At 69.2% G+C, this 26,964-nt stretch carries 23 protein-coding genes and 1 tRNA gene; 2 read left to right on the forward strand and 22 right to left on the reverse strand.

Annotated elements, in window-relative coordinates; genetic code table 11:
• Positions 1–22: 22 nt before the first annotated feature.
• The 18 genes from atpB to ACGF5O_RS11270 all read right to left on the reverse strand — a co-directional run bounded on the left by atpB (position 23) and on the right by ACGF5O_RS11270 (position 21,496).
• Positions 23–859, reverse strand: a complete 837-nt coding sequence (atpB, locus tag ACGF5O_RS11185; protein WP_393809642.1) for a F0F1 ATP synthase subunit A — start codon at positions 857–859, stop codon at positions 23–25.
• A gap of 210 nt (positions 860–1,069) precedes the next feature.
• Entirely contained in the window at positions 1,070–1,501 is a 432-nt protein-coding gene (locus tag ACGF5O_RS11190; protein WP_393809643.1) for a hypothetical protein, read from the reverse strand.
• A 302-nt stretch (positions 1,502–1,803) separates the two neighbouring features.
• The gene (locus tag ACGF5O_RS11195; RefSeq protein WP_393809644.1) at positions 1,804–3,177 is read right to left on the reverse strand and encodes an MraY family glycosyltransferase; all 1,374 of its coding nucleotides are present in this window, start codon (positions 3,175–3,177) and stop codon (positions 1,804–1,806) included.
• Positions 3,178–3,327: 150 nt separating this feature from the next.
• Entirely contained in the window at positions 3,328–4,572 is a 1,245-nt protein-coding gene (gene glyA, locus ACGF5O_RS11200) for a serine hydroxymethyltransferase (protein WP_393809645.1), read from the reverse strand.
• A 327-nt stretch (positions 4,573–4,899) separates the two neighbouring features.
• Complete coding sequence (locus tag ACGF5O_RS11205) at positions 4,900–5,583, reverse strand: protein-tyrosine-phosphatase (RefSeq protein WP_393809646.1); 684 nt, start codon at positions 5,581–5,583, stop codon at positions 4,900–4,902.
• Positions 5,580–6,227: an L-threonylcarbamoyladenylate synthase gene (locus ACGF5O_RS11210; protein WP_189268510.1), complete on the reverse strand. Its 648-nt coding sequence runs from the start codon at positions 6,225–6,227 to the stop codon at positions 5,580–5,582. Before ACGF5O_RS11210 ends, ACGF5O_RS11205 begins: the two co-directional genes overlap by 4 nt.
• A gap of 61 nt (positions 6,228–6,288) precedes the next feature.
• A complete protein-coding gene (gene prmC / locus ACGF5O_RS11215) occupies positions 6,289–7,134 on the reverse strand; it encodes a peptide chain release factor N(5)-glutamine methyltransferase (protein ID WP_393809647.1) in 846 nt (281 codons plus the stop codon).
• Between the two features lie 39 nt (positions 7,135–7,173).
• Positions 7,174–8,250, reverse strand: coding sequence for a peptide chain release factor 1 (prfA, locus tag ACGF5O_RS11220; protein ID WP_393809648.1), 1,077 nt, complete (start codon positions 8,248–8,250; stop codon positions 7,174–7,176).
• Between the two features lie 112 nt (positions 8,251–8,362).
• Positions 8,363–8,587 carry a 50S ribosomal protein L31 gene (gene rpmE, locus ACGF5O_RS11225; RefSeq protein WP_062155333.1) on the reverse strand — a complete coding sequence of 75 codons (225 nt, stop codon included), beginning with the start codon at positions 8,585–8,587 and terminating at the stop codon, positions 8,363–8,365.
• A 248-nt stretch (positions 8,588–8,835) separates the two neighbouring features.
• Positions 8,836–9,951, reverse strand: coding sequence for an LCP family protein (locus ACGF5O_RS11230; RefSeq protein ID WP_393809649.1), 1,116 nt, complete (start codon positions 9,949–9,951; stop codon positions 8,836–8,838).
• A 229-nt stretch (positions 9,952–10,180) separates the two neighbouring features.
• Complete coding sequence (locus ACGF5O_RS11235) at positions 10,181–12,001, reverse strand: trypsin-like serine protease (protein ID WP_393809650.1); 1,821 nt, start codon at positions 11,999–12,001, stop codon at positions 10,181–10,183.
• Between the two features lie 201 nt (positions 12,002–12,202).
• A complete protein-coding gene (rho, locus tag ACGF5O_RS11240) occupies positions 12,203–14,266 on the reverse strand; it encodes a transcription termination factor Rho (protein ID WP_393809651.1) in 2,064 nt (687 codons plus the stop codon).
• Between the two features lie 407 nt (positions 14,267–14,673).
• Complete coding sequence (thrB, locus tag ACGF5O_RS11245) at positions 14,674–15,603, reverse strand: homoserine kinase (protein ID WP_393809652.1); 930 nt, start codon at positions 15,601–15,603, stop codon at positions 14,674–14,676.
• Between the two features lie 287 nt (positions 15,604–15,890).
• Positions 15,891–16,949, reverse strand: a complete 1,059-nt coding sequence (gene thrC, locus ACGF5O_RS11250) for a threonine synthase (protein ID WP_393809653.1) — start codon at positions 16,947–16,949, stop codon at positions 15,891–15,893.
• 6 nt (positions 16,950–16,955) lie between these two features.
• Positions 16,956–18,248, reverse strand: a complete 1,293-nt coding sequence (locus ACGF5O_RS11255; RefSeq protein WP_362596773.1) for a homoserine dehydrogenase — start codon at positions 18,246–18,248, stop codon at positions 16,956–16,958.
• Positions 18,249–18,431: 183 nt separating this feature from the next.
• Positions 18,432–19,823 carry a diaminopimelate decarboxylase gene (lysA, locus tag ACGF5O_RS11260; protein WP_393809654.1) on the reverse strand — a complete coding sequence of 464 codons (1,392 nt, stop codon included), beginning with the start codon at positions 19,821–19,823 and terminating at the stop codon, positions 18,432–18,434.
• Positions 19,824–19,839: 16 nt separating this feature from the next.
• Entirely contained in the window at positions 19,840–20,817 is a 978-nt protein-coding gene (nrtL, locus tag ACGF5O_RS11265; RefSeq protein ID WP_393809655.1) for an ArgS-related anticodon-binding protein NrtL, read from the reverse strand.
• A 127-nt stretch (positions 20,818–20,944) separates the two neighbouring features.
• Positions 20,945–21,496, reverse strand: a complete 552-nt coding sequence (locus ACGF5O_RS11270; RefSeq protein WP_393810114.1) for a response regulator — start codon at positions 21,494–21,496, stop codon at positions 20,945–20,947.
• Positions 21,497–21,556: 60 nt separating this feature from the next.
• On the opposite strand from ACGF5O_RS11270, the gene ACGF5O_RS11275 reads away from it, so the two are divergent.
• Both ACGF5O_RS11275 and ACGF5O_RS11280 read left to right on the forward strand, forming a co-directional pair.
• Positions 21,557–21,628, forward strand: a tRNA-Arg gene (locus ACGF5O_RS11275).
• A gap of 237 nt (positions 21,629–21,865) precedes the next feature.
• Positions 21,866–23,161 (forward strand): serine/threonine-protein kinase, encoded by a 1,296-nt coding sequence (locus ACGF5O_RS11280; RefSeq protein ID WP_393809656.1) that lies wholly within the window; start codon positions 21,866–21,868, stop codon positions 23,159–23,161.
• Positions 23,162–23,209: 48 nt separating this feature from the next.
• Here ACGF5O_RS11280 and ACGF5O_RS11285 read toward each other — a convergent pair whose 3' ends face one another.
• From ACGF5O_RS11285 to ACGF5O_RS11300, 4 genes are read right to left on the reverse strand one after another with little or no spacing between them, the layout of a single operon-like run.
• Positions 23,210–24,679, reverse strand: a complete 1,470-nt coding sequence (locus ACGF5O_RS11285) for a tyrosine-type recombinase/integrase (RefSeq protein WP_393809657.1) — start codon at positions 24,677–24,679, stop codon at positions 23,210–23,212.
• Positions 24,676–24,846, reverse strand: coding sequence for a helix-turn-helix transcriptional regulator (locus tag ACGF5O_RS11290; RefSeq protein ID WP_393810115.1), 171 nt, complete (start codon positions 24,844–24,846; stop codon positions 24,676–24,678). The genes ACGF5O_RS11285 and ACGF5O_RS11290 overlap by 4 nt, the downstream gene beginning before the upstream one ends.
• Positions 24,847–24,850: 4 nt before the next feature.
• Positions 24,851–26,068 (reverse strand): AAA family ATPase, encoded by a 1,218-nt coding sequence (locus ACGF5O_RS11295; RefSeq protein WP_393809658.1) that lies wholly within the window; start codon positions 26,066–26,068, stop codon positions 24,851–24,853.
• Positions 26,065–26,964, reverse strand: coding sequence for a bifunctional DNA primase/polymerase (locus ACGF5O_RS11300; RefSeq protein WP_393809659.1), 900 nt, complete (start codon positions 26,962–26,964; stop codon positions 26,065–26,067). Before ACGF5O_RS11300 ends, ACGF5O_RS11295 begins: the two co-directional genes overlap by 4 nt.

Raw genomic sequence — 26,964 nt, forward strand, 5'->3', positions numbered from 1 at the left:
GGGTGGTGGGGCGGGCTGGCGCTCAGTGGGACTCGGCGAGCGCGCCCTGGATGAAGCTGCAGGTCAGCAGTACGAAGACGTAGGCCTGAACAGCCTGGATGAAGAGTTCGAAGGCGGTCATCACGATGACCATCACGAACGACACGGCGGAGTAGGCGATACCGATGCCGTTGAGCATGTACCAGCTGGCGATCGTGAAGAGCAGCAGCAGGGTGTGGCCGGCGAACATGTTCGCGAAGAGTCGGACGGCGTGGGTGAAGGGCCGCACGAGCAGGTTCGAGAAGAGCTCGATCGTCATCGACAGCGGGAGGACCGCGCCGAGCGACTTGTCGTAGCCGGTGAAGTTCTTGAAGGCACCGACGAAGCCGTGCCGCTTGAACGTCAGCGAGACCCAGGTGATGTAGACCAGGCCGGCCAGGACCGCGGGGTACGAGATGATCGCGGTGACCGGGAACTGGGCGAGCGGGATGATCGACCAGAGGTTCATCATCCAGACGAAGAAGAACAGCGAGACGACGAACGGAACGTACTTCTCGCCCTCCTTCTTGCCGATGGTCTCGTAGACCACGCCGCGCCGGACGAAGTCGTAGCCGGACTCGGCGATCATCTGGAGCTTGCCCGGGACGACCTTCGGGCGGGCGAACGCGGCCCAGAAGAAGCCCACGATGATGATCGACCCGAGCAGCGCCAGCAGCATCGTCTTGTTGAAGTACAGGTTGCTGTCCGCGTCGCCGAAGAGCGGCTTGAACAGGAACGAGTGCAGGCCCGGAGCCGGGAAGCCACACCCGTCGAACAGGTGACAGCTCGTGTCGAAAGCGAGCGTCTGCGTCGGGTCAGCACTCACCGCGGGCTCCTTCATCGTGGCGCATGGATACGGCAACCTCGTTGTGTCGGCGCGGCGCAGGGCCGCGGTTCGGCACGGGACTGGTGTTACGGATGTGGGGGCGGCTGAGGGGCATCTCGCCTCGCGATTGAGCAGGCGTCAGCTCAGATGCCCGCGCCCGCGATGCCGCAGTTGGCACCGGACGATAGCAGCATCTCTCGTGCGCCTTTATCCCGGCCCTACCTCTCACGAGGAATGCCCGGTCTTCTCGGCCTTGTCGGCCTTGTCGGGTTCGACGTAGAGGATCTTGGCCTTCATGTGGGCGCGGGTCTGGGCCGCGATCCACGTGAGTGTGGCGACCACGAGCGTGATGGCGAAGGCCCGGGGGTTGAACAGCGTCGTGTTCTTGAACGCGGCCATGAAGATGAACAGCAGCAGAAGCTGGGCCGCGTAGAGCATCAGGCCCATCATCTGGAACAGCTGGGGGAAAGACCTCGCGGTGCGCTGCAGGACGTAGAGACCGATCCCCATGAAGAGGATCACGATCACCGTCGCGACGAGCGCCCCGATCGCCCCCTTGCCACCCGAGACCACGCCGCTGACGACGGCGGCGAGCACGCCGGCGGCAGCCGTGGGTACGGCGGCCTGGGCCAGGTTCCGGGCGTCATTGGACGGCATGGCGGCAACTCCGCTTTCACAGGGGGGCAGGTGTCGTCATGGACGAGCGTAGTCCCGGTCGGAGGGTCGAAGACCTCACGCTGACGGACCGTCGCAGTCGGGTCCTTCGACTCTGTCCGGGGTTCTCGTGAACCGTATCACAAACTATTTGATGAGGTCTTTACCTGGTAGGTGTGCTCGCTGTCACACATGAGAGTGAACCTGCGCGCCTGAGCGAAAACCGGCCCGTTGTGTCTGGTATTGGGGGGCTTTACTCCCCCACGACTTGGCAATGCTCTAGTCAGATTCTTACCTTGGCGGGGTCAGCGGGAGGTCTCGGAAGCGCGCCGATCCAGGAACCGGGAACGGGGACCGACGGCTGTCGCGCCGTTGACCGGAGCCGCTCCGGCGGTCACCGGAGAGCGGTGCTCGTCGCTCGGCTTCTCCGGTTCTTCCGCTTCCTCCGGTTCGACGGACGCCGCGACCGGGACGGTTGCCGCCGCCGGCTCCTCGGCCGGCAGGACGGTCCCGCGGCGCCGGTAGCGGGGCGGCACGAAGGCCTGCGCCCACAGCGGGGCGCGCGGGGTGAACCGCGGCAGCAGGAGCAGCCCCAGGCCGACCGCGCTGAGGAACACCACACCGAGCACGATCCACATGGACGCGGAGTTCACCGAGTAGGCCAGCGCCCCGAAGGCGATCAGGGCCGCCCAGAAGTACATGATCAGCACGGCCCTGCTGTGCGAGTGGCCGACTTCCAGCAGGCGGTGGTGCAGGTGCCCCCGGTCCGCCGCGAACGGCGACTGGCCGCGCCAGGTGCGTCGCACGATCGCCAGCACCAGGTCGGCGGCCGGCACCGCGATGATGGTCAGCGGCAGCAGCAGCGGGATGTAGACCGGCACCATCTGGTGCACGGCGCTGCGCTCGGAACCGGCGTACAGGTTCATCGCGTCCGGGTCGACCTGGCCGGTGACCGAGATCGCGCCCGCGGCCAGCACCAGGCCGATCAGCATCGAGCCCGAGTCGCCCATGAAGATCCGCGCCGGGTGCATGTTGTGCGGCAGGAAGCCCAGGCACATGCCCATCAGGATCGCCGAGAACAGGGTGGCCGGGGCGGCGGCCTCGATGCCGTACGAGTACCAGATCCGGTAGGCGTACATGAAGAACGCCGCGGCGGCGATGCAGACCATGCCGGAGGCCAGGCCGTCCAGGCCGTCGACGAAGTTCACCGCGTTGATGGTGATGACCACCAGGGCCACCGTGAGCAGGGTGCCCTGCCACGGGGTCAGCGCCACCGTGCCGACGGTCGGGATGGGCAGCCAGAGGATCGTCAGACCCTGCATGACCATGACGCCCGCGGCGATCATCTGACCGCCCAGCTTGATCAGCGCGTCGATCTCGAACTTGTCGTCGAGGACGCCGATCAGCCAGATCAGGGCCGCGCCGGAGAGCAGCGCCCGCGGCTCGTTGGACTTCTCGAAGACCTCGCTGAGGTTGGACATGTGGTCGGCGACGAGCAGACCCGCGCACAGGCCGAAGAACATCGCGATCCCGCCGAGCCGCGGAGTGGGCTCCCGGTGCACGTCACGTGCCCGGATCTCCGGCATGGCCCCCGCCACGATCGCGAACTTCCGCACCGGCCCTGTCAGCAGGTACGTCACCGCGGCCGTGATGCAGAGCGTCAGCAGGTATTCACGCACAGGCTTCCCCACATGTCTCGCTGGCCATCACAGCCCCACACCCTAGCGAGGGACGCATATGTATGGGGACTTCCGGGTAGCGACGATGGTTGCACGCAAGGCTGTGAGCCGGGCGTACGACCGGGTGCACGACGCTGCGCCTACCCCGTCTCACCCGGGATACGGCGGAAATCTACCGGTGAGCTCACGCACCTCGTCACGCGCCCTCCCCGCGTCCGTGACACCGGTCACCACACCCGCCAGCAGCGCCGCGATCCGGGTCATCTCCGTCTCCCCCATGCCCTGCGTGGTGACGGCGGCGGTGCCGAGACGCAGCCCCCGCGCGTCGCCGTGCGGCAGGGCACAGCAGTCCAGCACGATCCCGGCGGCCGCGAGCCGCCCCCTGGCGGCCTTCCCCTCGACGCCGAGCGGTGCGGGGTCGACGGTGATCAGGTGCGTGTCCGTGCCCCCGGTGGTGACGGCCAGCCCCGCCTGCGCCAGCCCGGCCGCGAGCACCCTCGCGTTGGCGACCACCTGATGGGCGTACGCGGTGAACGCGGGTGTTGCGGCCTCGCCGAACGCGACCGCCTTCGCGGCGATGGCGTTCATCTGCGCGCCGCCCTGGGTGAACGGGAACACGGCCCGGTCGAGCCGCTCGGCCAGCTCCGGCGCACCGCACAGCAGCATCCCGCCGCGCGGCCCGCGCAGCACCTTGTGCGTGGTCGCGCACACGACGTCCGCGTACGGCACCGGGTTCGGCGCCGCTCCCCCGGCGACGAGCCCGATGGGGTGCGCGGCGTCGGCGATCAGATAGGCACCCACCTCGTCGGCGACCTCGCGGAAGAAGGCGTAGTCGATGTGCCGGGGGTAGGAGATGGACCCGCACACGATCGCCTTGGGCCGGTGGCCGCGGGCCAGCGTCCGCACCTGGTCGTGGTCGATGAGCCCGCTCTCGGCGTCCACGCCGTAGCCGACGAAGTCGAACCAGCGGCCGGAGAAGTTCGCCGGCGAGCCGTGCGTGAGGTGACCGCCGTCGGGCAGTCCGAGGGCCAGCACGGTGTCCCCGGGCCGGAGCAGGGCCGCGTACGCGGCGAGTACGGCCGACGAGCCCGAATGGGACTGCACGTTCGCGTGCGCGGCGCCGAACAGCGCCTTCGCCCGGTCGACGGCGAGCCGCTCGGCCACGTCCACGATCTCGCAGCCGCCGTGGTACCGGGTGCCCGGATACCCCTCGGCGTACTTGTTGGCGAGCGGCGACCCCAGCGCGGCCAACACGGCCGGCGAGGTGAAGTTCTCGGCGGCGATCAGCTGCAACGACGTCGACTGCCGGGCCAGCTCCCCCAGCAGGATCTCGGCCAGCTCCGGATCCTGCCGCCGCAACAGATCGCCCTCGACGAGGGCAGGGGTGACCGACATGAGGGGCTCCGGGCGGTCGGGGGTGAGGTATGTCCAATGTAGGCCCGGTGTGGTGCGGATGCGCGGTTTGTGCGTCCAGATGCGGTGCCGGGGTTGTCGCTCCCGGACGGGTGCTTGCGGGCGGTCGCGCGACCGCGGGTGCGCGGGAGCTGCCCGCGCAGTTCCCCGCGCCCCTGACGGGGCGCTTCGCCCCCGCCCCGCCATCGCCGCCACCGCCGTGGGCAGGCGTTCCGCAGGGCGATGGGGGTCCCCCCGCGCGAGCGAAGCCGAGCGTGGGGGAGGGTGGGCACGGCCGGCAGCGCCGGGTGCCTGGGTCAGGAACGTGGGCTACATCCGCGCCGGGACACCGGTGAGCGCCGTGACCACCGGGTCCAGGGCCTCGTGTATCTCGTCGCCGATGGACTGGAAGAACGGCAGCGGGGCGCCGTAGGGGTCGTAGACCTCGTCCGCCTCGGCCGTGGGTGCCAGGAGCCAGCCGCGGAGGGCCGCGGCCGCGCGGACCAGCGCGCGGGCGCGCACGACCACGCCTTCCGACGTCGGCGGCAGCGTCGCCGGATCGATCGCGCGGACCAGCCGGGTGAACTCCTTCAGCGTGAAGGTGCGCAGGCCCGCGGAGTGGCCCATGGAGATGACCTGCTGGCGGTGGTCGCGGGTCGCGGTCAGGACCAGGTCGGCCCGGATCACGTGCTCGTCGAGCAGCTCGCGGCCCACGAACCCGGAGGCGTCCGCCCCGTAGTCGGCGAGGACGGCCTCCGCGTTGGCCTCCATGGGCGCGCCCTCATGGCCCCAGGTACCCGCGCTCTCCACGACCAGCCCGCCGCCGAGGAAGGCGCCGAGCCGGTCCGTCACGAGATGACGGGTCAGCCGCTCGGTGATCGGCGAGCGGCACACGTTGCCGGTGCTGACGTGGAGGATGCGGAAGCTGTCGCGTGGCAGCCCCACGAACGTCGTCGTGATCTCCGCCGCGCTTTCCCCGTTGCCTATGCCACGCCCCGCGTCAGGGGCTGTCAATTCGCCACCTCAAGGTCGGGTACGACCTTCCGCAGCTCCTCCGCCGAGATCGCGCCCGCGCGCAGCAGCAACGGAACTTCGCGGGTGACGTCGACGATCGACGAGGGGACGTTGCCGGGGGTCGGACCGCCGTCGAGGTACACGGAGACGGAGTCGCCGAGCATCTCCTGGGCGGCGTCACAGGTCTCCGGGGACGGGTGTCCTGTGAGGTTGGCGGAGGAGACGGCCATCGGGCCGACCTCGGTGAGCAGCTCGATGGCGACCGGGTGCAGGGGCATCCGGACGGCCACCGTGCCCCTGGTGTCCCCCAGGTCCCACTGGAGGGACGGCTGGTGCCTGGCGACCAGGGTGAGCGCGCCCGGCCAGAACGCGTCGACCAGCTCCCAGGCCAGCTCGGAGAAGTCGGTGACGAGGCCGTGGAGCGTGTTCGGGGAGCCGATCAGCACGGGGGTGGGCATGTTGCGGCCCCGGCCCTTGGCGTCGAGGAGGTCGGCGACCGCCTCCGAGGTGAACGCGTCGGCGCCGATGCCGTAGACCGTGTCCGTCGGCAGCACCACCAGTTCGCCCCGGCGGACGGCGGACGCGGCCTCGCGCAGACCCGTCACGCGGTCGGTCGCGTCGTTGGTGTCGTATCGCCGTGCCATGTCTAGCGGGCCTCCTCGTACACGTACATCTGGACTTCGGAAAACACTGCCTGCGGGGTGCTCACGGCAGCGCCTTGCGGGCGGTCGCGAAGCGGGGGCGCCTGTTGAGGTCCGGGTGGTCGGCCGCGTCGGCCCAGCCCCGCTCCTCGGTGAAGATCCACGGCACCTGGCCGCCCTGGGTGTCGGCGTGCTCGATGACGACAACACCGCCGGGGCGCAGCAGCCGGTGCGCGGTGCGTTCGATGCCCCGGATCAGGTCCAGGCCGTCCTCGCCGGAGAACAGGGCCAGCTCCGGGTCGTAGTCGCGGGCCTCGGGGGCGACGTACTCCCACTCGGTGAGCGGGATGTACGGAGGGTTCGAGATGACCAGGTCGACATGGCCGTCGAGGTCGTGGAAGGCGTCCAGGGCGTCGCCCTGGCGCAGGTCGACCCTGGAGTCCGCCATGTTCTTGCGGGTCCACTGGAGCGCCTCCTCGGACAGCTCCACGGCGTGCACGCGCGAGCGCGGGACCTCCTGGGCGAGGGCGAGCGCGATGGCGCCGGAACCGGTGCACAGGTCGACGATGCGCGGCTCGACCACGTCCATCGCGCGCACCGCGTCTATGGCCCAGCCGACCACCGACTCGGTCTCGGGCCTCGGCACGAACACGCCCGGCCCCACCTGGAGTTCGAGGTACCGGAAGTACGCCCGCCCGGTGATGTGCTGGAGCGGCTCGCGCTGCTCCCGGCGGGCGATGACCTCCCAGTAGCGGGCGTCGAAGTCGGAGTCCTTGACGGAGTGCAGCGCGCCCCGCTTCACGCCGTGCACGAACGCGGCGAGCTCCTCCGCGTCGTTGCGCGGCGAGGGCACGCCGGCGTCGGCCAGCCGCTGGGTGGCCTGGGCCACCTCCGCGAGCAGCAGGTTCACGCTGGTCCTCCGTGTTGTAACTCGTACGTGCGTACGGTCTTACGCGGCCGCGAGCCTGGCGGCCGAGTCCGCGTCGACGCAGGCCTGGATCACCGCGTCGAGGTCGCCGTCCAGGACCTGGTCCAGGTTGTACGACTTGAAGCCCACGCGGTGGTCCGAGATGCGGTTCTCCGGGAAGTTGTACGTGCGGATCTTCTCGGAGCGGTCGACGGTGCGAACCTGGCTGCGACGGGCGTCGGCGGCCTCCTTCTCCGCCTCCTCCTGCGCCGCGGCGAGCAGCCTGGAGCGCAGGATACGCAAGGCCTGCTCCTTGTTCTGCAGCTGGCTCTTCTCGTTCTGGCAGGAGGCGACGACTCCGGTGGGGATGTGCGTGATGCGCACGGCGGAGTCGGTGGTGTTGACGGACTGCCCGCCGGGCCCGGAGGACCGGTAGACGTCGATGCGGAGGTCGTTCGGGTTGATCTCGACGTCGACCTCCTCGGCCTCCGGCGTGACGAGCACACCGGCGGCGGAGGTGTGGATCCGGCCCTGCGACTCGGTGGCCGGCACGCGCTGCACGCGGTGCACGCCGCCCTCGTACTTCAGCCGCGCCCAGACACCCTGGCCGGGCTCGGTGGCGCCCTGGCCGCCCTTGGTCTTCACGGCGACCTGGACGTCCTTGTAGCCGCCGAGCTCGGACTCGGTGGAGTCGATGATCTCGGTCTTCCAGCCGACGCGCTCCGCGTACCGCAGGTACATGCGCAGCAGGTCACCGGCGAACAGCGCCGACTCGTCACCACCCGCACCGGCCTTGATCTCCAGGATCACGTCCTTGTCGTCGGACGGGTCCCGGGGCACGAGGAGCAGGCGCAGCTTCTCGGTGAGCTCGTCGCGCTGCTTGTCCAGCTCCTTGACCTCGGCGGCGAAGTCGGGGTCGTCGGCGGCCAGTTCACGCGCGGTCTCGATGTCGTCGCCGGTCTGCTTCCAGGAGCGGAACGTGGCGACGATCGGGGTGAGCTCGGCGTAGCGCTTGTTCAGCTTGCGCGCGTTGGCCTGGTCGGCGTGGACCGACGGGTCGGCGAGCTTCTTCTCCAGGTCTGCGTGCTCGACGACGAGTTCCTCGACGGCCTCGAACATTTTTGGCTCCTGATACTGCTACGGCGTGGGAAGGGAAGGCGGGCGACCAAAAACGCCGGTCCCGGGCACGCCCTCGCAGGGGCGTGGCCGTGGACCGGCGAAAGAGGGCTCGCTACTTCTTGGAGCCGGCGGCAGCCTTGCCGAAGCGGGCCTCGAAGCGGGCCACGCGGCCACCGGTGTCGAGGATCTTCTGCTTGCCCGTGTAGAACGGGTGGCACTCGGAGCAGACCTCGGCACGGATGGTGCCGCTGGTGATGGTGCTACGAGTCGTGAACGACGCGCCACAGGTGCAGCTGACCTGCGTCTCGACGTACTCGGGGTGGATGTCGCGCTTCAAGGGATTCTCCTAGATTTCGGGAGGGCACCGGGTCGCCTTCGCGGGTTTGCGGGGCGTGAACCGGGACCGACGTACCAGTCTGCCAGGGCTGGGCGCATTGCCCAAAACCGGGGGCTCCGGTGATCTATTCCCCGCGGCCGCGTGGGGGCTGTTCGCGCAGTTCCCCGCGCCCCTGAGCAAGCCGTGCTGGTCCCACCTGAAGGGGCGCGGGGAACTGCGCGACAAGCCCCCACCGGCCCTCACCCGGACTACGACGTCACGACGCCCTTGGCCTGCCCGGTCGCCGTCCCCTTCGTGGCCGACGCCGGAATCGGCTTGTCGCTCTCCAGCGCCTTCCAGACCAGCTTGGCCTTCGCCTCGGCCACGATCACCCTGTTCGGGTTCGCCGGGTCGTACTCGACCGGCATCGTCACCATGCGCATGTTCTTCGCGCTGACGGACTTCAGCCCGTTCGCGAAGTCGATCAGGGAGTTCACCGAGCCGAGGTCGGAGTCGGTGGTGACCGTCTTCGTCGCGGTGTCGGCCAGGTCGTACAGCTTCGTGGGGCTGGTGAGGACGCCCACCTGCTTGATCTGGTTGACGAGGGCCTTGATGAACGCCTGCTGGAGCTGGATGCGGCCCAGGTCGGAGCCGTCGCCGACGCCGTGCCGGGTGCGGACGAGGCCCAGGGCCTGCTTGCCGTCGAGCGTGTGGGTGCCGGCCTTGAGGTCGAGGTGGCTCTCCGGGTCGTCGATGGCCTTCGTCGTGGTGACCTGGACGCCGCCGAGCTCGTCGATGAGCTTCTGGAAGCCGGAGAAGTCGACCTCCAGGTAGTGGTCCATCCGGATGCCGGTCATCGACTCGACGGTCTTGACCGCACAGGCCGCGCCGCCCGTGGAGTACGCGGAGTTGAACATCACGCCGGTCGCGGCGGCGTGGCTGGTGCCCTGCGCTTCGGTGCAGGCGGGGCGGTCGATCAGGGTGTCCCGGGGGACGGAGACCACGGCGGCCTTCCTGTGGCCCTTGTAGACGTGGACGATCATCGCCGTGTCGGAGCGGGCGCTGCCGTCGTCCGCGCCGCCGCCGAGCTTCCTGTTGGCGCCGGACCGCGTGTCGGAGCCGAGGACCAGGATGTTCTCGGAGCCGTTGTCGACCTTGGTGGGCCGGTCGCCGCCGAGCATCTGGTTGATGTCGACGGTCTTGAGGTTGCCGTTGAGCTTGAAGTACAGGTAGCCGACGCCGGCGCCGCCGAGGACGAGGATGCCGGCCGCCGTCCAGGCCGTGACGAGCAGCGCCCTGCGGCCCGCGCCGCGGCGCCTGCGGTGGCTGCCGGCCTTCGTACCGGGACCGGATATGTCGGGACCTGGCGTGCTCTCGGCGGACATGGGCTCCTCTGTTCTCGTACGACTGCTCGGTTACCCCCTGCTTTCAGGGTCAGGCCCGGCGTACCAGGACCATCGGCACGTATCCGGACCATCGTCGCTCCGCCTGGTCAGACGGCGAAACTCGGGAAAGGGTTGCACAACGCAGTGTGCCCACCGCGTGGAGCGATGGGCACACCGGGTGATCGGAAGTCACGGGGCAAGTGGGGCGAACCCCCGCCCACCAGCCATGTCAGCCGAAGATGTCGTACTGCTGGAAACCGGTACCGAGAGACTTCCTTGTGCCGAAGATCTCAGTGGTCGCCTTGCCGGTACCCGGGTACAGGTACAGCGTGCCGCCGGTGGTCCGGGCCAGGAAGTCGGCCTTGCCGTCGCCGGTCAGGTCGCCGACCGCGGCGAGGGTGTTGAAGCCGGTCCAGCCGGTGCGGACCTTCACGCGGGCCGAGAAGAGGCCGGTGCCGGACTTGCCGGTGCCCTTGTACAGGTACAGGTCGCCGCCGCTGCTCTTGCGGGCCAGCAGGTCGGCCTTGCCGTCGCCGTTGAAGTCGCCGACGCCGCGCAGCTGGTTGTACTGGCTCCAGCCGCCGCCGATCTTGACGCGGGCGGCGAAGGTGCCGTTGCCCTTGCCCGGGTACAGCCACAGCACGCCGCTGGAGTCCTCCGAGAGGACGTCCGGCAGGTAGTCGCCGGTGAGGTCACCGGGGATCACGACGGCCTTGCGGGTCTTCCAGTTGGTGAAGATCTTCTTCGTGGCCCAGGAACCGCTGGTCTGGTCGCTGTTCAGCACGAAGTGGTCCCAGTAGATGTCACCCGTGGAGGCCACCCGGTAGACGAGGTCCTGGAAGCCGTCCCGGTCGAGGTCGGCCTGGAGGATGACGTTGACGCCGCTCCAGTCGCCCCAGGAGAGCCGGGAGGCGAGCGAGGTGCCCTTGGAGTCCAGCTCGTAGCCGACCTTGCTCGACGACTTGCGGGCGAAGAGATCGGCCTTGCCGTCGGTGTAGCTCAGGTTCGTGTCGGCGATCTGCGCGTAGACGGCACCGACGTAGGTGCTGACCTTCGTGAAGACGCTGTAGGAGCCCTGCACGACACACTCGACGCCGTCCTGCGTGACGCCCCAGGAGACCACGCCGACGATCCGGCCGCCGACGACCAGCGGGCCGCCGGAGTCACCGTTGCAGGTGGCCGTGGAGCCGGTGTCGGAGCCGGTGGCGGGCTTGCCCGCGCAGACCATGTGGCCCTTGACGAACAGGCTGCCGAAGTAGCCCGAGCAGGTGCTGTCGGACTGCATCGGCAGGGTGGCCGTCTTCAGGGTCTCGGAGATGTCGTCCGAGGTGGAGCTGGTACGGCCCCAGCCGTAGACCTTGGCGCTGGTGCCGGCCTTGTAGGAGGTCGTGTCGGTGCTGGTCGTCAGCTTGATCGGCGTGGCCTTGACCGGCGCGGCCAGGGTCAGCACGGCGACGTCGTTGTTGATGGTCGACGGGCTGTACGACGGGTTGTTCCACTGGCGCAGGACGCCGCTGACGGTGCCGCCGTGCAGGTCGACGTCGGTGCCGTCGCTGTTGCTGGTGGGCAGCGAGGCGGTGCCGGTGACGACGACGCCGTAGGCCTTCCAGTTGTAGGCCTTGCCGTTCTCGTCCTTGACGCAGTGCGCGGCGGTGAGGATCTTCGTCGGCGAGACGACCGAACCGCCGCAGAAGAAGTTGATGTCGTCGGCCGTGTCCTGGTACCAGAGCTGGGCCATCCAGGGCGCCGTGGAGATGGTGGTCGTGCCACCACCGATGATCTTCGGCGAGACGGCGGTGCCGCTGGAGCCCGTCTTGGACGTCGTCTTCGGCGTCGCCCAGCTGCTGTCGGCGGCCACGGCACCGGCGAGGCGCTTGTTCAGCGTGGCCTGCGACGGCGCGCTGACGGACGGCTTGACCGTGGGCGTCGGCTGGGTGGCCGCGCTGGCGGAGGTCGAGATCAGTGCGGCGGCGACGGCCGCGGCGACACCGGCCGCCGCGACGGGCAGCGCGAGACGTATCCGACGTCTGTGACGACCGCTCCCGGACATGGGTGTACCCACCTAAGTCCCCCCTCGGGATCAGGAGTTCATGATTCGGTCAATTGACCGAAGGGCGCGATCGTACACCGGGGAGGAAAACGCAAGGAACCGCCCCCTGCGCATTGCAGGAGGCGGTTCCTGGACACGCCCCGAAGGGGCGCGGGGAACTGCGCGACCGGCCACGAACCACCCGCGGCCGAAGGACGACCGTCAGTCGCCGTTACCGGGCGTCGGCGTCGTCTTCTGAATCTGCATCAGGAACTCGACGTTCGACTTCGTCTGCTTCATCTTGTCGAGCAGCAGCTCGATCGCCTGCTGCTGGTCCAGCGCGTGCAGCACGCGCCGCAGCTTCCAGACGACCGCCAGCTCCTCGTTGCCGAGCAGGATCTCTTCCTTACGGGTGCCGGACGCGTCCACGTCCACCGCCGGGAAGATCCGCTTGTCGGCGAGCTTCCGGTCGAGCTTCAGCTCGGCGTTGCCGGTGCCCTTGAACTCCTCGAAGATGACCTCGTCCATGCGGGACCCGGTGTCCACCAGGGCGGTGGCGAGGATGGTCAGCGAGCCGCCGTCCTCGATGTTGCGGGCCGCACCGAAGAAGCGCTTCGGCGGGTACAGGGCGGTCGAGTCGACACCACCGGACAGGATGCGGCCGGAGGCCGGCGCCGCGAGGTTGTACGCACGGCCCAGACGCGTGATCGAGTCGAGCAGCACGACGACGTCGTGGCCCAGCTCCACCAGGCGCTTGGCACGCTCGATCGCCAGTTCGGCGACCGTGGTGTGGTCCTCGGCCGGGCGGTCGAAGGTCGAGGAGATGACCTCGCCCTTGACCGACCGCTGCATGTCGGTGACCTCTTCCGGACGCTCGTCGACCAGGACGACCATCAGGTGGCACTCGGGGTTGTTGTGCGTGATCGCGTTGGCGATCGCCTGCATGATCATGGTCTTGCCGGTCTTCGGCGGGGCCACGATCAGACCGCGCTGGCCCTTACCGATCGGCGCGACGAGGTCGATGATGCGGGTGGTGAGGATGCCCGGGTCCGTCTCCAGGCGGAGCCGGTCCTGCGGGTAGAGCGGGGTCAGCTTGTTGAACTCCGGGCGGCCACGGCCGTGTTCGGGTGCCATGCCGTTGACGGAGTCGAGGCGGACCAGCGCGTTGAACTTCTCGCGCCGCTCGCCCTCCTTGGGCTGGCGGACCGCGCCGGTGAGGTGGTCGCCCTTGCGCAGGCCGTTCTTGCGGACCTGGGCGAGGGAGACGTACACGTCGTTCGGACCGGGCAGGTAGCCGGAGGTCCGGATGAACGCGTAGTTGTCGAGGATGTCGAGGATGCCCGCGACGGGGATCAGGACGTCGTCGTCGGCGACCTGCGGCTCGGCGCCGCCGATCTCGTCACGCCCGCGGCGGCCACGGCGGTCGCGGTAGCGGCCACGACGGCCACGGCGTCCGTCACCGAACTCGTCGTCGTCCTGCGGGCCGATGTTGCGGTCCTGACGGCCGCCGCCCTGCTGCTGGGGCTGCTGCTGACGGTCCTGCCGGTCCTGCTGACGGTCCTGGCGGTCCTGCTGACGGTCCTGGCGGTCCTGGCGTCCGCCCTGGCCGCCGCCCTGCTGCTCGTCGCCCTTGTTGCGGCGGTCGCGGTCCCGGCCGCGGTCACGGCGGTCGCGGCGGCCACGGCCGTCGTCACCGGCGTCGGACCGGGCGTCGCCCTGCTGCTGCGCGGGCGTCTCGGCCTTCGGCTCGGTCCGCGCCTCGGCGGCGATGGTCTCGGCGCCGGTGGCGGTGGGGGTGCCGGCCTCGGCGGTGGCCCGGCGGCGGCGGCGCTCGGCCGGGGCGTCGTCCCCGTCGCGCTCGGCCTCGCCCGCGCGGCCGGCCGGCTGGCCGGGGATCTCGATCTGCTGCTGGGCCACGGCCTTCTCGGCGGGGGCCTCGGCGGCCTGCTCCGCCTTCTTCTCGGCGGCCTCGTCACCCGTACGGGCCTTGGAGGTGGCCCGGCGCTTCGGCTTGGTCTCGGTGGCGGTCTCGGCCTTGGCGGGGGCTCCGCCTCCGGCCTGCGCCTCCTTGATGACCTCGATCAGCTGGCTCTTGCGCATCCGCGCGGTGCCCCTGATGCCGAGGCCGGATGCGACCTGCTGAAGCTCGGCCAGCACCATGCCCTCGAGGCCGGTACCGCGGCGCCGCCGGGAGCCGGCACCGGAGGCAGGCGCGGAGGCGTCCGTGGCGGGCGCGGCAGCGGTCTCCTCGACACGTGCGCCCATCAGATCGGTGGTGTCGCTCACGAAGGGTCCTTCCCTGGAGCGGACGTCGGCCTGTCTGGCTCGGCGACCGGTTGTGCTGTCCGGCTTTCGGTCCTTGCTTGTGTGGACCGTGCCGGGGCGGTGGTCCGCCAATACGGCGGAAGAAATATCTGGTGACGGCGCTTCCGACGAGCCGTGGCACCCGGTGTCACGTGGCGTGGTAGCACCTGTTCCGGAGCGTGCCCAGCGGCCCTCTCAGTGCCCGGGTACGGCGTACTGCCCAGGTACGTCATACAGAACGCTGAATGGCTTGGGAGACTCCCGGAAGAATGTCTGTCCCGGACGGGGACACGAAGCACCTCGCCATGGTGGGGTCGGGTGCAGACTTGAGGTTAACACTACCGGATCCAACAAACATTCCCCCTCTCCAAATCCGGCAATCGTGCGCGTCACATGTCATTGGAGGGCGCGAGCGGCAGCACGCTCGCTCCCTGAAGGTCCAGGTCGAGCCGGTTGGCGGCCCAGTCCCTACCGGCCAGGGCCTGCACCTTTTCGGCGCTGCCGGCGTCGGCGAGCGCCATCACGGTGGGTCCGGCGCCGGAGATCACGGCCGGGATGCCGTCGGCGCGCAGCCGCTCCACCAGTGCCGCGCTCTCCGGCATCGCGGGGGCGCGGTACTCCTGGTGCAGACGGTCCTCGGTGGCCGGCAGCAGCAGCTCGGGGCGCCGGGTGAGGGCCTCGACGAGCAGCGCGGCACGGCCCGCGTTGGTGGCGGCGTCGACGTGCGGCACGGTGCGCGGGAGCAGTCCGCGCGCGGTCTCGGTCAGGACCGGCTTCCCGGGCACGAAAACCACCGGAACGATGGAATCACCGGGCTCCATCCTGATCGCCCGGGCGGCGCCGGACTCCATCCAGGAGAGCGTGAAGCCGCCGAGCAGGCAGGCCGCGACGTTGTCGGGGTGGCCCTCGATCTCGGTCGCGAGCTCGAGCAGCGCCGCGTCGTCGAGTCTGGCCTCGCCGCCTATGGTCACGGCACGCGCGGCGACGATGCCGGCGCAGATGGCGGCGGAGGAGGAGCCGAGGCCGCGGCCGTGCGGGATGCGGTTGGCGCACACGATCTCCAGGCCGCGGGGCTGTCCGCCCAGCAGGTCGAAGGCGGTGCGCAGGGAGCGTACGAGGAGATGACTCTCGTCACGCGGCAGCGTCTCGCTGCCCTCTCCCGCGATGTCGATGTGCAGCCCGGAGTCGGCCACCCGGACGACGACGTCGTCGTAGAGCCCCAGCGCGAGGCCCAGGGCGTCGAAGCCCGGGCCGATGTTGGCGCTGGTGGCGGGGACGCGCACCCTGACGGCGGCGGCGCGGAACGCTGGACCGGCCATCGCTCGATGACTCTCCTTGAGCTGCGTGATGGTCGAATGACATTCGATAGGTAATTGGGGGACCCTCGGGCCGTGGAGACGGCGCGGCACCGCGCCATATGCGGAGGCATATGCAGCGGGCGGGTTCGGTACAGCCTATCGAAGGAAGGTTCTGTGGCGACATAGGGCGCACAGGAGGCGCACGATGCGTGTCGTAAGCCCCCTGTGCCCCCTCGGTAGGGAGTTCCCTGCCCGGGACGCCCTCGGTGGTGCCCTGTTGTTCTCTGCTGCTGTTCTCTGCTGGTCTTCTAGGCGAGGCCGAGCCGCTCGGCCGCGGCGGCCGCGTCGACCGGCACGGTGACCGGCTGCGGGGCGCCGGCGACGGCCCAGTCGGGGTCCTTCAGGCCGTTTCCGGTGACCGTGCAGACGATGCGCTGGCCCGGATCGACCTTGCCCTGCTCGGCGGCCTTCAGCAGACCGGCGACCGAAGCAGCCGAGGCGGGCTCCACGAAGACACCCTCCTGCGCGGCCAACAGCCGGTAGGCGCGCAGGATCTCACGGTCCGTCACCTCGTCGATGAAGCCACCCGACTCGTCCCGGGCCGCGAGCGCGAACTGCCACGAGGCGGGGTTGCCGATGCGGATCGCGGTGGCGATGGTCGAGGGGTCCTTGACGATCTCGCCGCGCACGATCGGGGCGCTGCCGGAGGCCTGGAAACCCCACATGCGGGGCGTCCCGGTGGAGATGCCGTCGGCGGCGTACTCCTTGTACCCCTTCCAGTACGCGGTGATGTTGCCCGCGTTGCCGACCGGCAGGACGTGGATGTCGGGCGCGTCGCCGAGCATGTCCACGATCTCGAAGGAGGCCGTCTTCTGGCCCTCGATGCGCACCGGGTTGACCGAATTGACCAGCGCCACCGGATAGTTCTCGCTCAGCTTGCGGGCGAGGGTGAGGCAGTCGTCGAAGTTGCCGTCGACCTGGAGGATCTTCGCGCCGTGCACGAGGGCCTGGCCCATCTTGCCGAGCGCGATCTTGCCGCGGGGCACCAGCACGGCGGAGACCATCCCGGCGCGCACGGCGTAGGCGGCTGCGGAGGCGGACGTGTTGCCCGTGGAGGCGCAGATGACGGCCTGCGCGCCCTCCTCCTTGGCCTTGCTGATGGCCATGGTCATGCCGCGGTCCTTGAAGGACCCGGTCGGGTTCGCGCCCTCCACCTTCAGGTGGACCTCGCAGCCCGTGCGCTCGGAGAGCACCTGCGCGGGCACGAGGGGCGTGCCGCCCTCGCGGAGCGTCACGACCGGCGTGGTGTCGGAGACGGGCAGCCGGTCCCGGTACTCCTCGATGATTCCGCGCCACTGGTGGGTCATTGCTGGTTACTCTCCTTCAACCCGCATGATGCTGGCGACACCCCGCACGGTGTCGAGCTTGCGCAGCGCCTCGACGGTCCCGGAGAGGGAGGCGTCGGAGGCCCGGTGGGTGACGACGACGAGGGAGGCCTCGCCGTCCTTGCCGGTCTGCCGAACCGTATCGATGGAAACCCCGTGCTCCGCGAACACGGTGGCGACCTGGGCGAGAACACCCGGTTTGTCGGCGACGTCGAGGCTGATGTGGTAGCGCGTGACGACGTCGCCCATGGGCGACACGGGCAGACCGGCGTACGCCGACTCGCCGGGCCCCGTTGCCCCGCTGAGCCGGTTGCGGCAGACGGCGACGAGGTCACCGAGGACCGCGGAGGCGGTCGGGGCGCCGCCGGCGCCGGGACCGTAGAACATGAGCTGTCCGCTCGCGTCGGACTCCACGAACACGGCGTTGTACGCGCCGCGCACGGAGGCGAGCGGGTGGGTCAGCGGAATCATGGCGGGGTGCACGCGGGCCGTCACCGAGCCGCCGTCCTCGGCGCGCTCGCAGATGGCGAGCAGCTTGATGGTGCAGCCCATGTTCTTGGCGGAGGCGAAGTCGGCGGCGGTGACCTCGGTCATGCCCTCGCGGTAGACGTCGTCGAGCCGCACCCGGGAGTGGAAGGCGATGCCGGCGAGGATCGCGGCCTTGGCGGCGGCGTCGAAGCCCTCGACGTCGGCGGTCGGGTCGGCCTCCGCGTACCCGAGCGCGGTGGCCTCGTCGAGGGCCTCCTGGTACCCGGCGCCCGTGCTGTCCATCTTGTCGAGGATGAAGTTGGTGGTGCCGTTGACGATGCCGAGCACCCGGTTGACCTTGTCGCCGGCCAGGGACTCGCGCAGCGGCCGGATCAGCGGGATGGCACCGGCGACGGCGGCCTCGTAGTAGAGGTCCTTGCCGTGCTGCTCGGCGACCGCGTGCAGGGCGGCGCCGTCCTGGGCGAGCAGGGCCTTGTTGGCCGACACGACGGAGGCGCCGTGCTCGAAGGCGGTGGTGATGAGGGTGCGGGCGGGTTCGATCCCGCCGATGACCTCCACCACGACGTCGATGTCGTCGCGCTTGACGAGCGCGGTGGCGTCGGTGGTGACCAGCTCCGGGTCGATGCCCTCACGGACCTTGGAGGGCCGCCGTACGGCGACACCGGCCAGCTCGACCGGGGCGCCGATCCGCTGGGCGAGGTCGTCGGCGTGCGTCGTCATGATGCGTGCCACCTCTGAGCCGACGACCCCACAGCCCAGCAGCGCCACCTTCAGCGGACGCGTACGCATCATCCGACCTCGTTTCCTCATACCGTCTACGGTTGGACCAGTCTCACTCACCGGACGGGAGTTTCTACCCTTCGTCCGGATCGTGAGACATCTATTTCATTGTGTGGTGATCGCAGACAGGAGATCTTCCGCCTGCCCGATCTTCCTGCGCGATCCCCTGCTCGATGGCGCTGCCCGATGGCGCCGTCATCCGACGTCGAGCCGGAGCAGGTCCTCCTCGGTCTCCCGCCGGACGATCACCCGGGCCGCGCCGTCCCGCACCGCGACGACGGGCGGCCGGAGCACGTGGTTGTAGTTGCTGGCCATGGAGCGGCAGTAGGCGCCGGTGGCCGGTACGGCGATCAGGTCACCGGGTGCCAGGTCGCCCGGCAGGAACGCGTCCTTCACCACGATGTCCCCGCTCTCGCAGTGCTTGCCGACGACGCGGGCGAGCATCGGCTCGGCGTCGCTCGTCCGGGACACCAGGGCGACGCTGTACTCGGCGTCGTACAGCGCGGTGCGGATGTTGTCCGACATGCCGCCGTCGACCGAGACGTAGGTGCGGAGGTTGTCGAGCGGCTTGATGGTGCCGACCTCGTAGAGGGTGAAGGCGGTGGGGCCGACGATGGCCCGCCCCGGCTCCACGGAGATCCGCGGCGTCCGCAGCCTGGCGGCCTCGCACTCCCGGGTCACGATCTCGGTGAGCGCCTTGGCGATCTCGTGCGGCTCGCGCGGGTCGTCGTCGCTCGTGTACGCGATCCCGAGCCCGCCGCCGAGGTCGATCTCGGGCAGCTCCACGCCGTGCTCGTCGCGTACGTCCTTGAGCAGCCCCACCACGCGGTGCGCGGCGACCTCGAACCCCGACATGTCGAAGATCTGCGACCCGATGTGCGAGTGGATCCCGACGAGTTCGAGCCCGTCGAGCTGCAGCGCCCGCCGCACGGCCTCCGCGGCCTGTCCCCCGGCCAGCGGAATCCCGAACTTCTGGTCCTCGTGCGCCGTCGCGATGAACTCGTGCGTGTGGGCCTCGACGCCCACGGTGATACGGATCTGCACGCGCTGCCGCGTGCCGAGCTCCCGCGCGATGTGGGCGACCCGCACGATCTCCTGGAAGGAGTCGAGCACGATCCGCCCGACCCCGGCCTTGACGGCCCGGCGGATCTCCGCCACGGACTTGTTGTTGCCGTGGAAGGCGATCCGCTCGGCGGGCATGCCCGCCGACAGCGCGGTGGCCAGTTCCCCGCCGGAACACACGTCCAGGTTGAGCCCTTCCTCGTGCAGCCAGCGCACGACGGCCCGGGACAGGAACGCCTTGCCGGCGTAGAACACGTCGGCGTCCGGTCCGAACGCGGTGCGCCAGGCGCGGGCCCGGGCCCGGAAGTCGTCCTCGTCCAGGACGTAGGCGGGGGTGCCGAACTCCTCGGCGAGGGTCTTCACGTCGACGCCGCCGACGGTGACGGCCCCGTCGGCGTCGCGGCTGACGGTCTGCGCCCAGACCTTGGCGTCGAGGGCGTTGAGATCGGTGGGCGGGGCGGCGTAGTGCCCCTCGGGCAGGACATCGGCGTGCCGGGGCCCGGCGGGGTGCGCGGAACGGCTCATTGCTCTTCGGGCTCTCTCAGAGGTGATCGGGTGCGTCGATACCGAGCAGGGACAGGCCGCCGGCCAGCACCGTCCCGGCGGCTTCGGCGAGGGCGAGCCGGGCGCGGTGGGCGGCCGAGGGTTTCTCGTCGCCACGGGGCAGCACGGTCGGCAGGAACGGCAGCGCGGCATCGGCGACGGTGACGAGGTGCCTGGCGAGCCGGTCGGGGGCACGGTGGATGGCCGCGCCGGTGAGGATGCGGGGGTAGTCGGCGAGGGCGGTGACAAGAGCGTCCGGGGCGTCGGGAACGTCGCCGGGCACGGCATCGAACCCGAGCCGCCCCGCGCCCCGCCCGACGGCCCGCACCCGGGCGTGCGCGTACCGCACCCGGAACAGCGGATTGCTCTCCCGCTGCACCAGGTGGTCGGCGGTGATCCGGGGCCGGTCGTGGGCAGCGGGATGCAGCAGCGCCCACTGGGCGGCGTCGGGTCCGAGCGGCGCCGGGTCCTCCGGCGCCGGAACGGGCCGGAGACTGGCGGGCTCCCCGTGCTCGACCTCACCACGCCCGCCCTGACAGGCGACGATCCTGACCACCGCGTCGGCGACGACCTCGGCCCGCACGTCGTACGGCACCCGCAGCTCGACCACCTGTCCGGCGAGAGCGTCGCCGTGGCCGTAGGCGGCACCGAGACCGCGGATCTCCCCGACCAGGGTCGCCGTCGGCGAGGTACCGGAGGCGAGGGAGATGTTGAGGAACCCGGGCCCGGTGACGACGACGTCCTCGACGCCGGCGCACTCAGCGAGCCGGGGCACCAGGATCTCGGCGACCCGCAGCGGCGACTGCCCGGCCGGGCGGGCGAGCTGGAGCGCGACATTGGTGGCGTAGTCCCCGCACCCGCCCGGCCCCGGCGGCGTCACGACGACCCGCTCGGGCACGGTCACACTGAGCTCGCCCTCGTCCACGGCACGGCGTACCGCGCGCAGCACGGTACGGGAGAGCTCGACGGGGGTCACGGGACAAGCGTAGGGGAGGGAGGGGGTGGGTAGGCGAGCCGGTTTGGCCGGGGTTCCGCTATGTGGACGCCGCCCGGCGGTGATCCCTGTACGCCTCCCGGCCGGCCGGGGTCACGGACAGACGGGGTTACCCCCGGCCCGCTCCCCCCGAGAACTGGACTTCGTCGCCCACACCGCCGCTCTCCCCGTCCTCCCTGTCGCCCGCGCCTCGCCGCCGCTCGATCAGATCCCGCACCAGCTGGACGAGTTCGGCGGGCTCGAAGGGCTTGGCGAGGAACGCGTCGACGCCGACGTCGAGCCCGGTCTCGACCTCGTACTGCGTGCACGCGCTGACGATGGCGAGCGGAAGATCGTGGGTCCGGGGGTCGGCACGCAGCTGAGCGGCGGTCCGCAGCCCGTCGAGCCGCGGCATCACGACGTCCAGAGTGATCACGTCGGGACGCACCCGATGAACGACATCCAGACACTCGGCACCGTCGGCCGCGGTCACGACCTCGATACCCTCCAGTTCGAGATTGACCCTGATCAGCTGCCGGATGACCTTGTTGTCGTCCACAACAAGCACCCGGCCCGACGCCCCTGGCACAACTCGAGAGTAGGTCCGGACCGGCCACCGCGTCCGGGTTTTCCCGACTTCCGCCCCCTGCGGGCGAGCACCCCCGCGAAACCCGTTCCTGATCACCCCGACCAAGCTGGTAGTGTTCTACCCGTCGCCGCGAGCAACAGCTCAACGCCAGACGCCCCCGTAGCTCAGGGGATAGAGCAACGGCCTCCGGAGCCGTGTGCGCAGGTTCGAATCCTGCCGGGGGCACTCGCCGGTCAGAGACCCAAAACCACGGTCTGACCAGGGCGGATGCCGACAGAAAAGGGCGGGAGTCAGTCTCACTGACTCCCGCCCTTTCTCACTCTCTCTCACGGTTCGCGTGTGAGGAGCGTGTGGGCCGCCTCGGCATCTCGGTACACCCCCGCACCAACTGTCAGCAAGTGGCCCACTTACCGGCCTGCCGGCGTCCTACACTCCCGAGAGTCTTCAACGTGGGAGGGGCACGTGGCGGGTCGGGTCAGGTTTCAGAAGATCGAGCAGATGCCTGGCGGAGGGTATGGGGCCGTCTGGCGAGCTATCAACCTCGCGACTGATGATGAAGTCGTCATGAAGTTCCCGCTCGAAACTCTTGATATGACCCCCGGATCCGAGGATCGCAGGCGCTTCGAGCGAGAAGCTCGCTACCAATCCTCACTGAAGCACCCCGGCATTATGCCCATCATCGCTATGAACTTGAAGCGTGAGCTACCTTTCTTCGCTATGCCCCTAGCCGAGGGCGGCTCACTTCAGGATCGTCTGGACTGGGGTCCAATCCCCGAGGATGAAGCCATAAGCATCATCACAGACGTACTGTACGCCCTTGAGTACGCGCACGAGCAGGGTGTTCTGCACCGGGACTTGAAGCCAGCTAACCTGCTCCTTCTAGACGGACGCTGGGTAATTTCAGATTTCGGCTTGTGTCGAATTGTAAACTCTGAGAGCACGACCATTACTCAGGCGAAAATTGCTAGAGGCTCGGTCGCATACATGGCACCGGAACAGTACGATGACGCTCACGAGGTGACAGAAACTGCCGACATCTACTCGATGGGGCAGATTCTGTACCACTGCCTCACAGGTGAAATCCCCTTTCCACGGGCACGGATCGGCAAGCTCGACGTAAAGTTCCGCTACATAGTAAGCCGGTGCGTGGCCGAAGAGCCAGAGCAGCGATACCAGTCGGTAGCTGAGTTCCGACGCGAACTGGAACTCATCACGGCTCCACAAGCCGAGGTCGCTTCTCCTACTGTGCGAGCGAATGAACTGAAAGCGAGTGCGCTCGACGGTGACTCAGAGTCCGCCGGAGCTCTCCTCAGGCTGCTGCTCGATTCAGAGGATGACGAAATTTTCATCAAGGAATTCACGCCCTCCCTGCCCCAAGAGCTTCTCACGCACATGGCAGCGGAGCACCCCCTTGACTTCGAGCGCATGGTGCGCACCTTCGATGAATACTCGGAGGGGGGTCACCCGTTTTCCTACACCGACGACATTGCCGACTTCTTCGCACACGTCCTAAGGGCAGCCAAACACAGCCGACCAGTTCGACACCTTAGCTTGAATCGCATAATGATCGTCGGCGTCAGCCACAACCGATACTACGTGGCAGAGGTTTTTTCTCGCGAAGTCTCTCGCCTCACTGCGCCTGAAGATATCTCTTACGTGGCGGAGATGCTCCGCGATGACCCGGCATGTGCCAACTTCATGGCTCCATATCTGCGGAAATATTCATTGCCTCGATCGATTCTTCGGACATTGCCCTAAACCGTCGGGCTCAGGCACGGCCGGAGCCCGACGGCATGTACTGCGGGCTCAGGTACTTGCCCCGCTCCACCCCATGGTCTTTTCGATCTTCCTGTTGTTCTCTTCCTCGGTTTCGTCGATGACACCTGCGTAGCGGCGGTGGATGACCTCCGGGGAGTTGCCGGCGCGCCGGGCCACCTCAGCTACGGGAAGGCCAGCTCGGAGCCAGTTCGTTATGCACGTGGCCCGCAGGTCGTAAGGCTTCCGCGCCAGGGGGGAGAGCACCTTGTCCGGCGGGAGCGCTAGCGGTCTGGCTTCCTGCCACACCCTCCAGTAACTGGATGTGCCGAGAAGATCCCCCCGCTCGTTTGGGAAGAGCCGCCCGTCTTTGGCGGTACCGAACTCCTTCAGGTGTGCTCGGAGCATCGCCACCAGCACGGGCGGAATCGGCACCGGCCGGTCTGTGCCAGGCTCCCGTGACTTCAGCCCTCGCTTATCATGCCGCTCTCCCGAGTCGGTCCATTTCTTGCCGGAGATCGGGCGGGTCTCCCAGAGAGTGAGAGTCCCCCATCCCTTTTCCGGGAGATGGCAGTCAGAGAGCCTGAGCCCTACTACTTCCGCCGGGCGCATCGCTGCGTAGAGGATGCAGCCGAAGAACGCGACAAGTCGTCGCCCCCGGTTCCGATGCACCGAGCCGACATAAGAGACGGCCGTGAGGAGTTGCCTACCCTGCGACTCATTGACGAGCACACGCGGATCCACGGCATCGTTCCCGTTGGAGCTAGTCCGCTTGACTCCAGCCAGCGGATTCCGCTCTAGGTATCCCTCCTGAATGGCGTACTCCATGGCCGTGTTGAACCCGCGACGGCGCCGCTTGTAGGTGTCAGCTGCCGCCGGCTTGCCGTCCAGCTTGAATGACAGCCGGTAGTGGACGTCCCGCACGGCCTTGGAGTCATTCAGCGCCGACAGGGGCAGAGAGTGGCTCTCCAGCCATGCACATGCTTTCTCCAGTTCCGGCGGGGGCTCGTCGCCCTTGTGAGCCGGTACGACGGCCCACCGCACGGCGCGCCGCACATCTTCTGGATCCGGCGCACCGGGGCTTTCCTCCATCATGCCGAGTGCTGCCGTAGCAAGACTGTCCGCCAACCCTTCACGTGTCTTCGCTGCGGCAGTTCGCCAACGCATTGCCATGTACTCGCGTGAGAAGTCCCACCATGACGGGTCCGGCTTGGCACTCGCCCTTTCTGCGGCTGCCCGAAGCTCGGATTCGGGCAGCCCGGTTTCCATGTCGAAGGCTTCGCCCTTGCGCATGGCTCGCCACAGTTCCGAGCGGCGACTCTCGGCAAGCGCCGACGTCGTGAAAGTCGCGTGACGGACTTTCCCAGCAACCACCCAACGAAGCTGGTATGGCGCCGTCTTGCTGGAAATCTTGCTGACTTTCCAGACACGGACGTCAGTGGAAAGCGCGGATTCTTCAGATCCGGCCGGGCGCTCGCTCTCACGAGCGCCCGGAGTCACGCTGGCCTTGCGATCGTTCACGCGGCTTCCTCCAGAGCTGAAATCCAGCGGTCCAACTCGGAACGGCGAATGCGCACGGCACCGTTCGGGAGTTTGATTGCCTTCGGGCCTTTCCTCAGTTGTCGCCAGCGGTAGAAGGTCGAGAGAGGCACGCCGATTTCCTTGACAACTTCAGAGATCGTGAGCATTTCGTCACGCGCCACGATCGGCCTCCCCCGGGGTCTCGTTTGCGGGTTGGGAGTCGGACAGGTGGGACAGCTCCGATTGAGGCTGTCCCACCTGTTTGCGCAGGTCAGGTGACGGACTGGGACAGTCGGACACCTGGGACACCCCCGGCGTGCCCTCTGTCCGGGTTTCGGTGTCCGGGTAGTAGCGGCCGGTGCCGTCCTTGGTCAGCTGTCCGTCCGCGGCCATGCGCGAGCAGGTACGGCGGACGTTCTCGGCATCGAGCTGCGGCAGCGCGGCCACGATGTCCCGGGGGCGCGCGCCGGGGTTCTCCCGGACGTGCCTGAGGATTGCGGCGCGGGTGTCACCGATGGTGTGGTCGGTGACCGGTCCATCGAGCATCTGCCAGGCGCCGGAGGCGGCTTGGAACTGAAGCGCGTATTCGGCTTCGTCGACGTCGCGTCCGGTGACGTGCAGGATGCCGTCTGCCTGCCCGCGTGCCCGCTTGAGCACGAGGGTGGCGTCTGCAGCTCCGGCGATGCCGTTGGTGCCGGAGACCTCGGTCAGGAAGTCGTCGGAGCCTGCTTTGCGGACGTGGTGGACGAGCACCACGGCGATGCCGTAGTGGTCGGCGATCCGCTTGGCGTAGCCGACGGCCACGTAGTCCGCGTCGTAGGCGGACACGCCCTGTGGGGCAGGGCCGCGCATCTTGGCGAAGACGTCGATGACGACCATGCGGGCGTCCGGGTTGCGGTCCAGCCAGTTGGCGATGGCGTCGCTGCCGCCCTGGGGGAACGGCGGGCATTCGGTGACCAGGGTCAGGCCGGCCGGGGCCGGTTGCCCTCCGAGCATCTTGCCCATGCGGGTCTGGAGGCGGCGCGGGGTGTCCTCCAGGGCGAGGTAGAGCACCGGGCCGCCGTCGACAGGCAGGGAGTCGAACGCGTGGCCCCCGGCCGCGACGGCAAGGGCCAGCCCGAGGGACAGCCAGGACTTGCCTACCTTGGGCGGACCGGCGAGCAGGTTCACGCCCTCGGCGAGGATGCCGGGCACGGCCCACTTCGGCTCCGGGAAGTCTGCGGCCATGAGCTGATCCGCAGTCCACGCCGTGCGGGGGCGTTCCCGTTTCGGCGGCGCCTCACGCGCCGTCTGAGGGTCGGTGGGCACGGAGTAGAGGTGCAGCGGGGGGATGGGGTCGCGGCCCTTGTCGTGCTCGTCTGGGGGCGAGGGAACGGGGTTGCTGTTCATGCCGCGACCGTCCGGGGGCGATGGGCTCCGGCCCTCAGACCGGACGCGATGGTGCGCCGTGCCTCGCGCTCGCCCTGGCCGACGCTCAGCGCCGCCTCGGCAAGCTTCTCGGTCACCTCGTACGCCTCCAGCTCTCCCCCGGCGACCAACTGACCGAGGGCGACGGATGCGATGTAGAGCGCGGTGTTGTGCTGGTGCTCGCCGGAGCCCGTGACCCGCGCCAACTCGCCGTTGAGTGCGGCGTTCAGGAACTTGCCGCGCCGGTCGCGGGCCGTGAGCGGGACGGTGACCGGACGCTGCGGGGGTAGCGGCGCCGGACGCAGAAGAGCTGTCAGCCAGTCCGGCAGCGGGGCAACGGGCGCCTCGCTGACCGTGGTGTAGGGGCGCCGTTCCACGACGCTTCCCGCGCCGACGACGTAGCCCCCGCCCGCGCGGGTGTCGACCTTCCAGCCGAGCCCGCGGGCGCTGTCGCCGGCGGTGTTGCGCAGTTCCTCGCCGTCCGGCGCGGCGAAGTAGAGGTGCTGGCCGGCGCGGCCGGTACGGACCGTGTGGGTGTCGCGGGGGTAGGGCTGGCCGTGGCGCTCGCAGAGCACGCTGAGGACGTCGCTCCCGTCGGTGACGCCGGGCATGGCCCATGCGGGCGGCGGGGTGTCCTCGGGGGTCTTGGGGGTGTCCAGGTCGACGACGACCAGGCCGGAGGGGCCGGTGGCGATGCCGACGTTGTAGGGCGCGTGCGTCCAGCACCGGGTGATGCGTGCGCGGTCGGTGGTGGCGCGGGTCTCCCAGTCGCGGACGGCGGGGCGCTTGTTGCCGGGGATGAGGGGGAAGACGTGCCAGCCGCGCGACGCTGCGTCAAGGGCAGCGGTGAGCTGGGCAGAGTCGTCCAGTTGAGGCAT

This window comes from Streptomyces sp. NPDC048291, assembly GCF_043201715.1.
Classification (GTDB): domain Bacteria; phylum Actinomycetota; class Actinomycetes; order Streptomycetales; family Streptomycetaceae; genus Streptomyces.

Bases quoted from the DNA above. Each gene is read 5' to 3' on its own strand.
- lysA (WP_393809654.1), bottom strand. From the start codon at position 19,823: ATGAGCCGTTCCGCGCACCCCGCCGGGCCCCGGCACGCCGATGTCCTG.
- ACGF5O_RS11230 (WP_393809649.1), bottom strand. From the start codon at position 9,951: ATGTCCGCCGAGAGCACGCCAGGTCCCGACATATCCGGTCCCGGTACG.
- ACGF5O_RS11235 (WP_393809650.1), bottom strand. From the start codon at position 12,001: ATGTCCGGGAGCGGTCGTCACAGACGTCGGATACGTCTCGCGCTGCCC.
- thrC (WP_393809653.1), bottom strand. From the start codon at position 16,949: ATGACCCACCAGTGGCGCGGAATCATCGAGGAGTACCGGGACCGGCTG.
- glyA (WP_393809645.1), bottom strand. From the start codon at position 4,572: ATGTCGGTCACCCCTGCCCTCGTCGAGGGCGATCTGTTGCGGCGGCAG.
- ACGF5O_RS11290 (WP_393810115.1), bottom strand. From the start codon at position 24,846: ATGCTCACGATCTCTGAAGTTGTCAAGGAAATCGGCGTGCCTCTCTCG.
- atpB (WP_393809642.1), bottom strand. From the start codon at position 859: ATGAAGGAGCCCGCGGTGAGTGCTGACCCGACGCAGACGCTCGCTTTC.
- ACGF5O_RS11190 (WP_393809643.1), bottom strand. From the start codon at position 1,501: ATGCCGTCCAATGACGCCCGGAACCTGGCCCAGGCCGCCGTACCCACG.
- ACGF5O_RS11295 (WP_393809658.1), bottom strand. From the start codon at position 26,068: ATGAACAGCAACCCCGTTCCCTCGCCCCCAGACGAGCACGACAAGGGC.
- ACGF5O_RS11210 (WP_189268510.1), bottom strand. From the start codon at position 6,227: ATGGCACGGCGATACGACACCAACGACGCGACCGACCGCGTGACGGGT.
- ACGF5O_RS11255 (WP_362596773.1), bottom strand. From the start codon at position 18,248: ATGATGCGTACGCGTCCGCTGAAGGTGGCGCTGCTGGGCTGTGGGGTC.
- thrB (WP_393809652.1), bottom strand. From the start codon at position 15,603: ATGGCCGGTCCAGCGTTCCGCGCCGCCGCCGTCAGGGTGCGCGTCCCC.
- ACGF5O_RS11300 (WP_393809659.1), bottom strand. From the start codon at position 26,964: ATGCCTCAACTGGACGACTCTGCCCAGCTCACCGCTGCCCTTGACGCA.
- prfA (WP_393809648.1), bottom strand. From the start codon at position 8,250: ATGTTCGAGGCCGTCGAGGAACTCGTCGTCGAGCACGCAGACCTGGAG.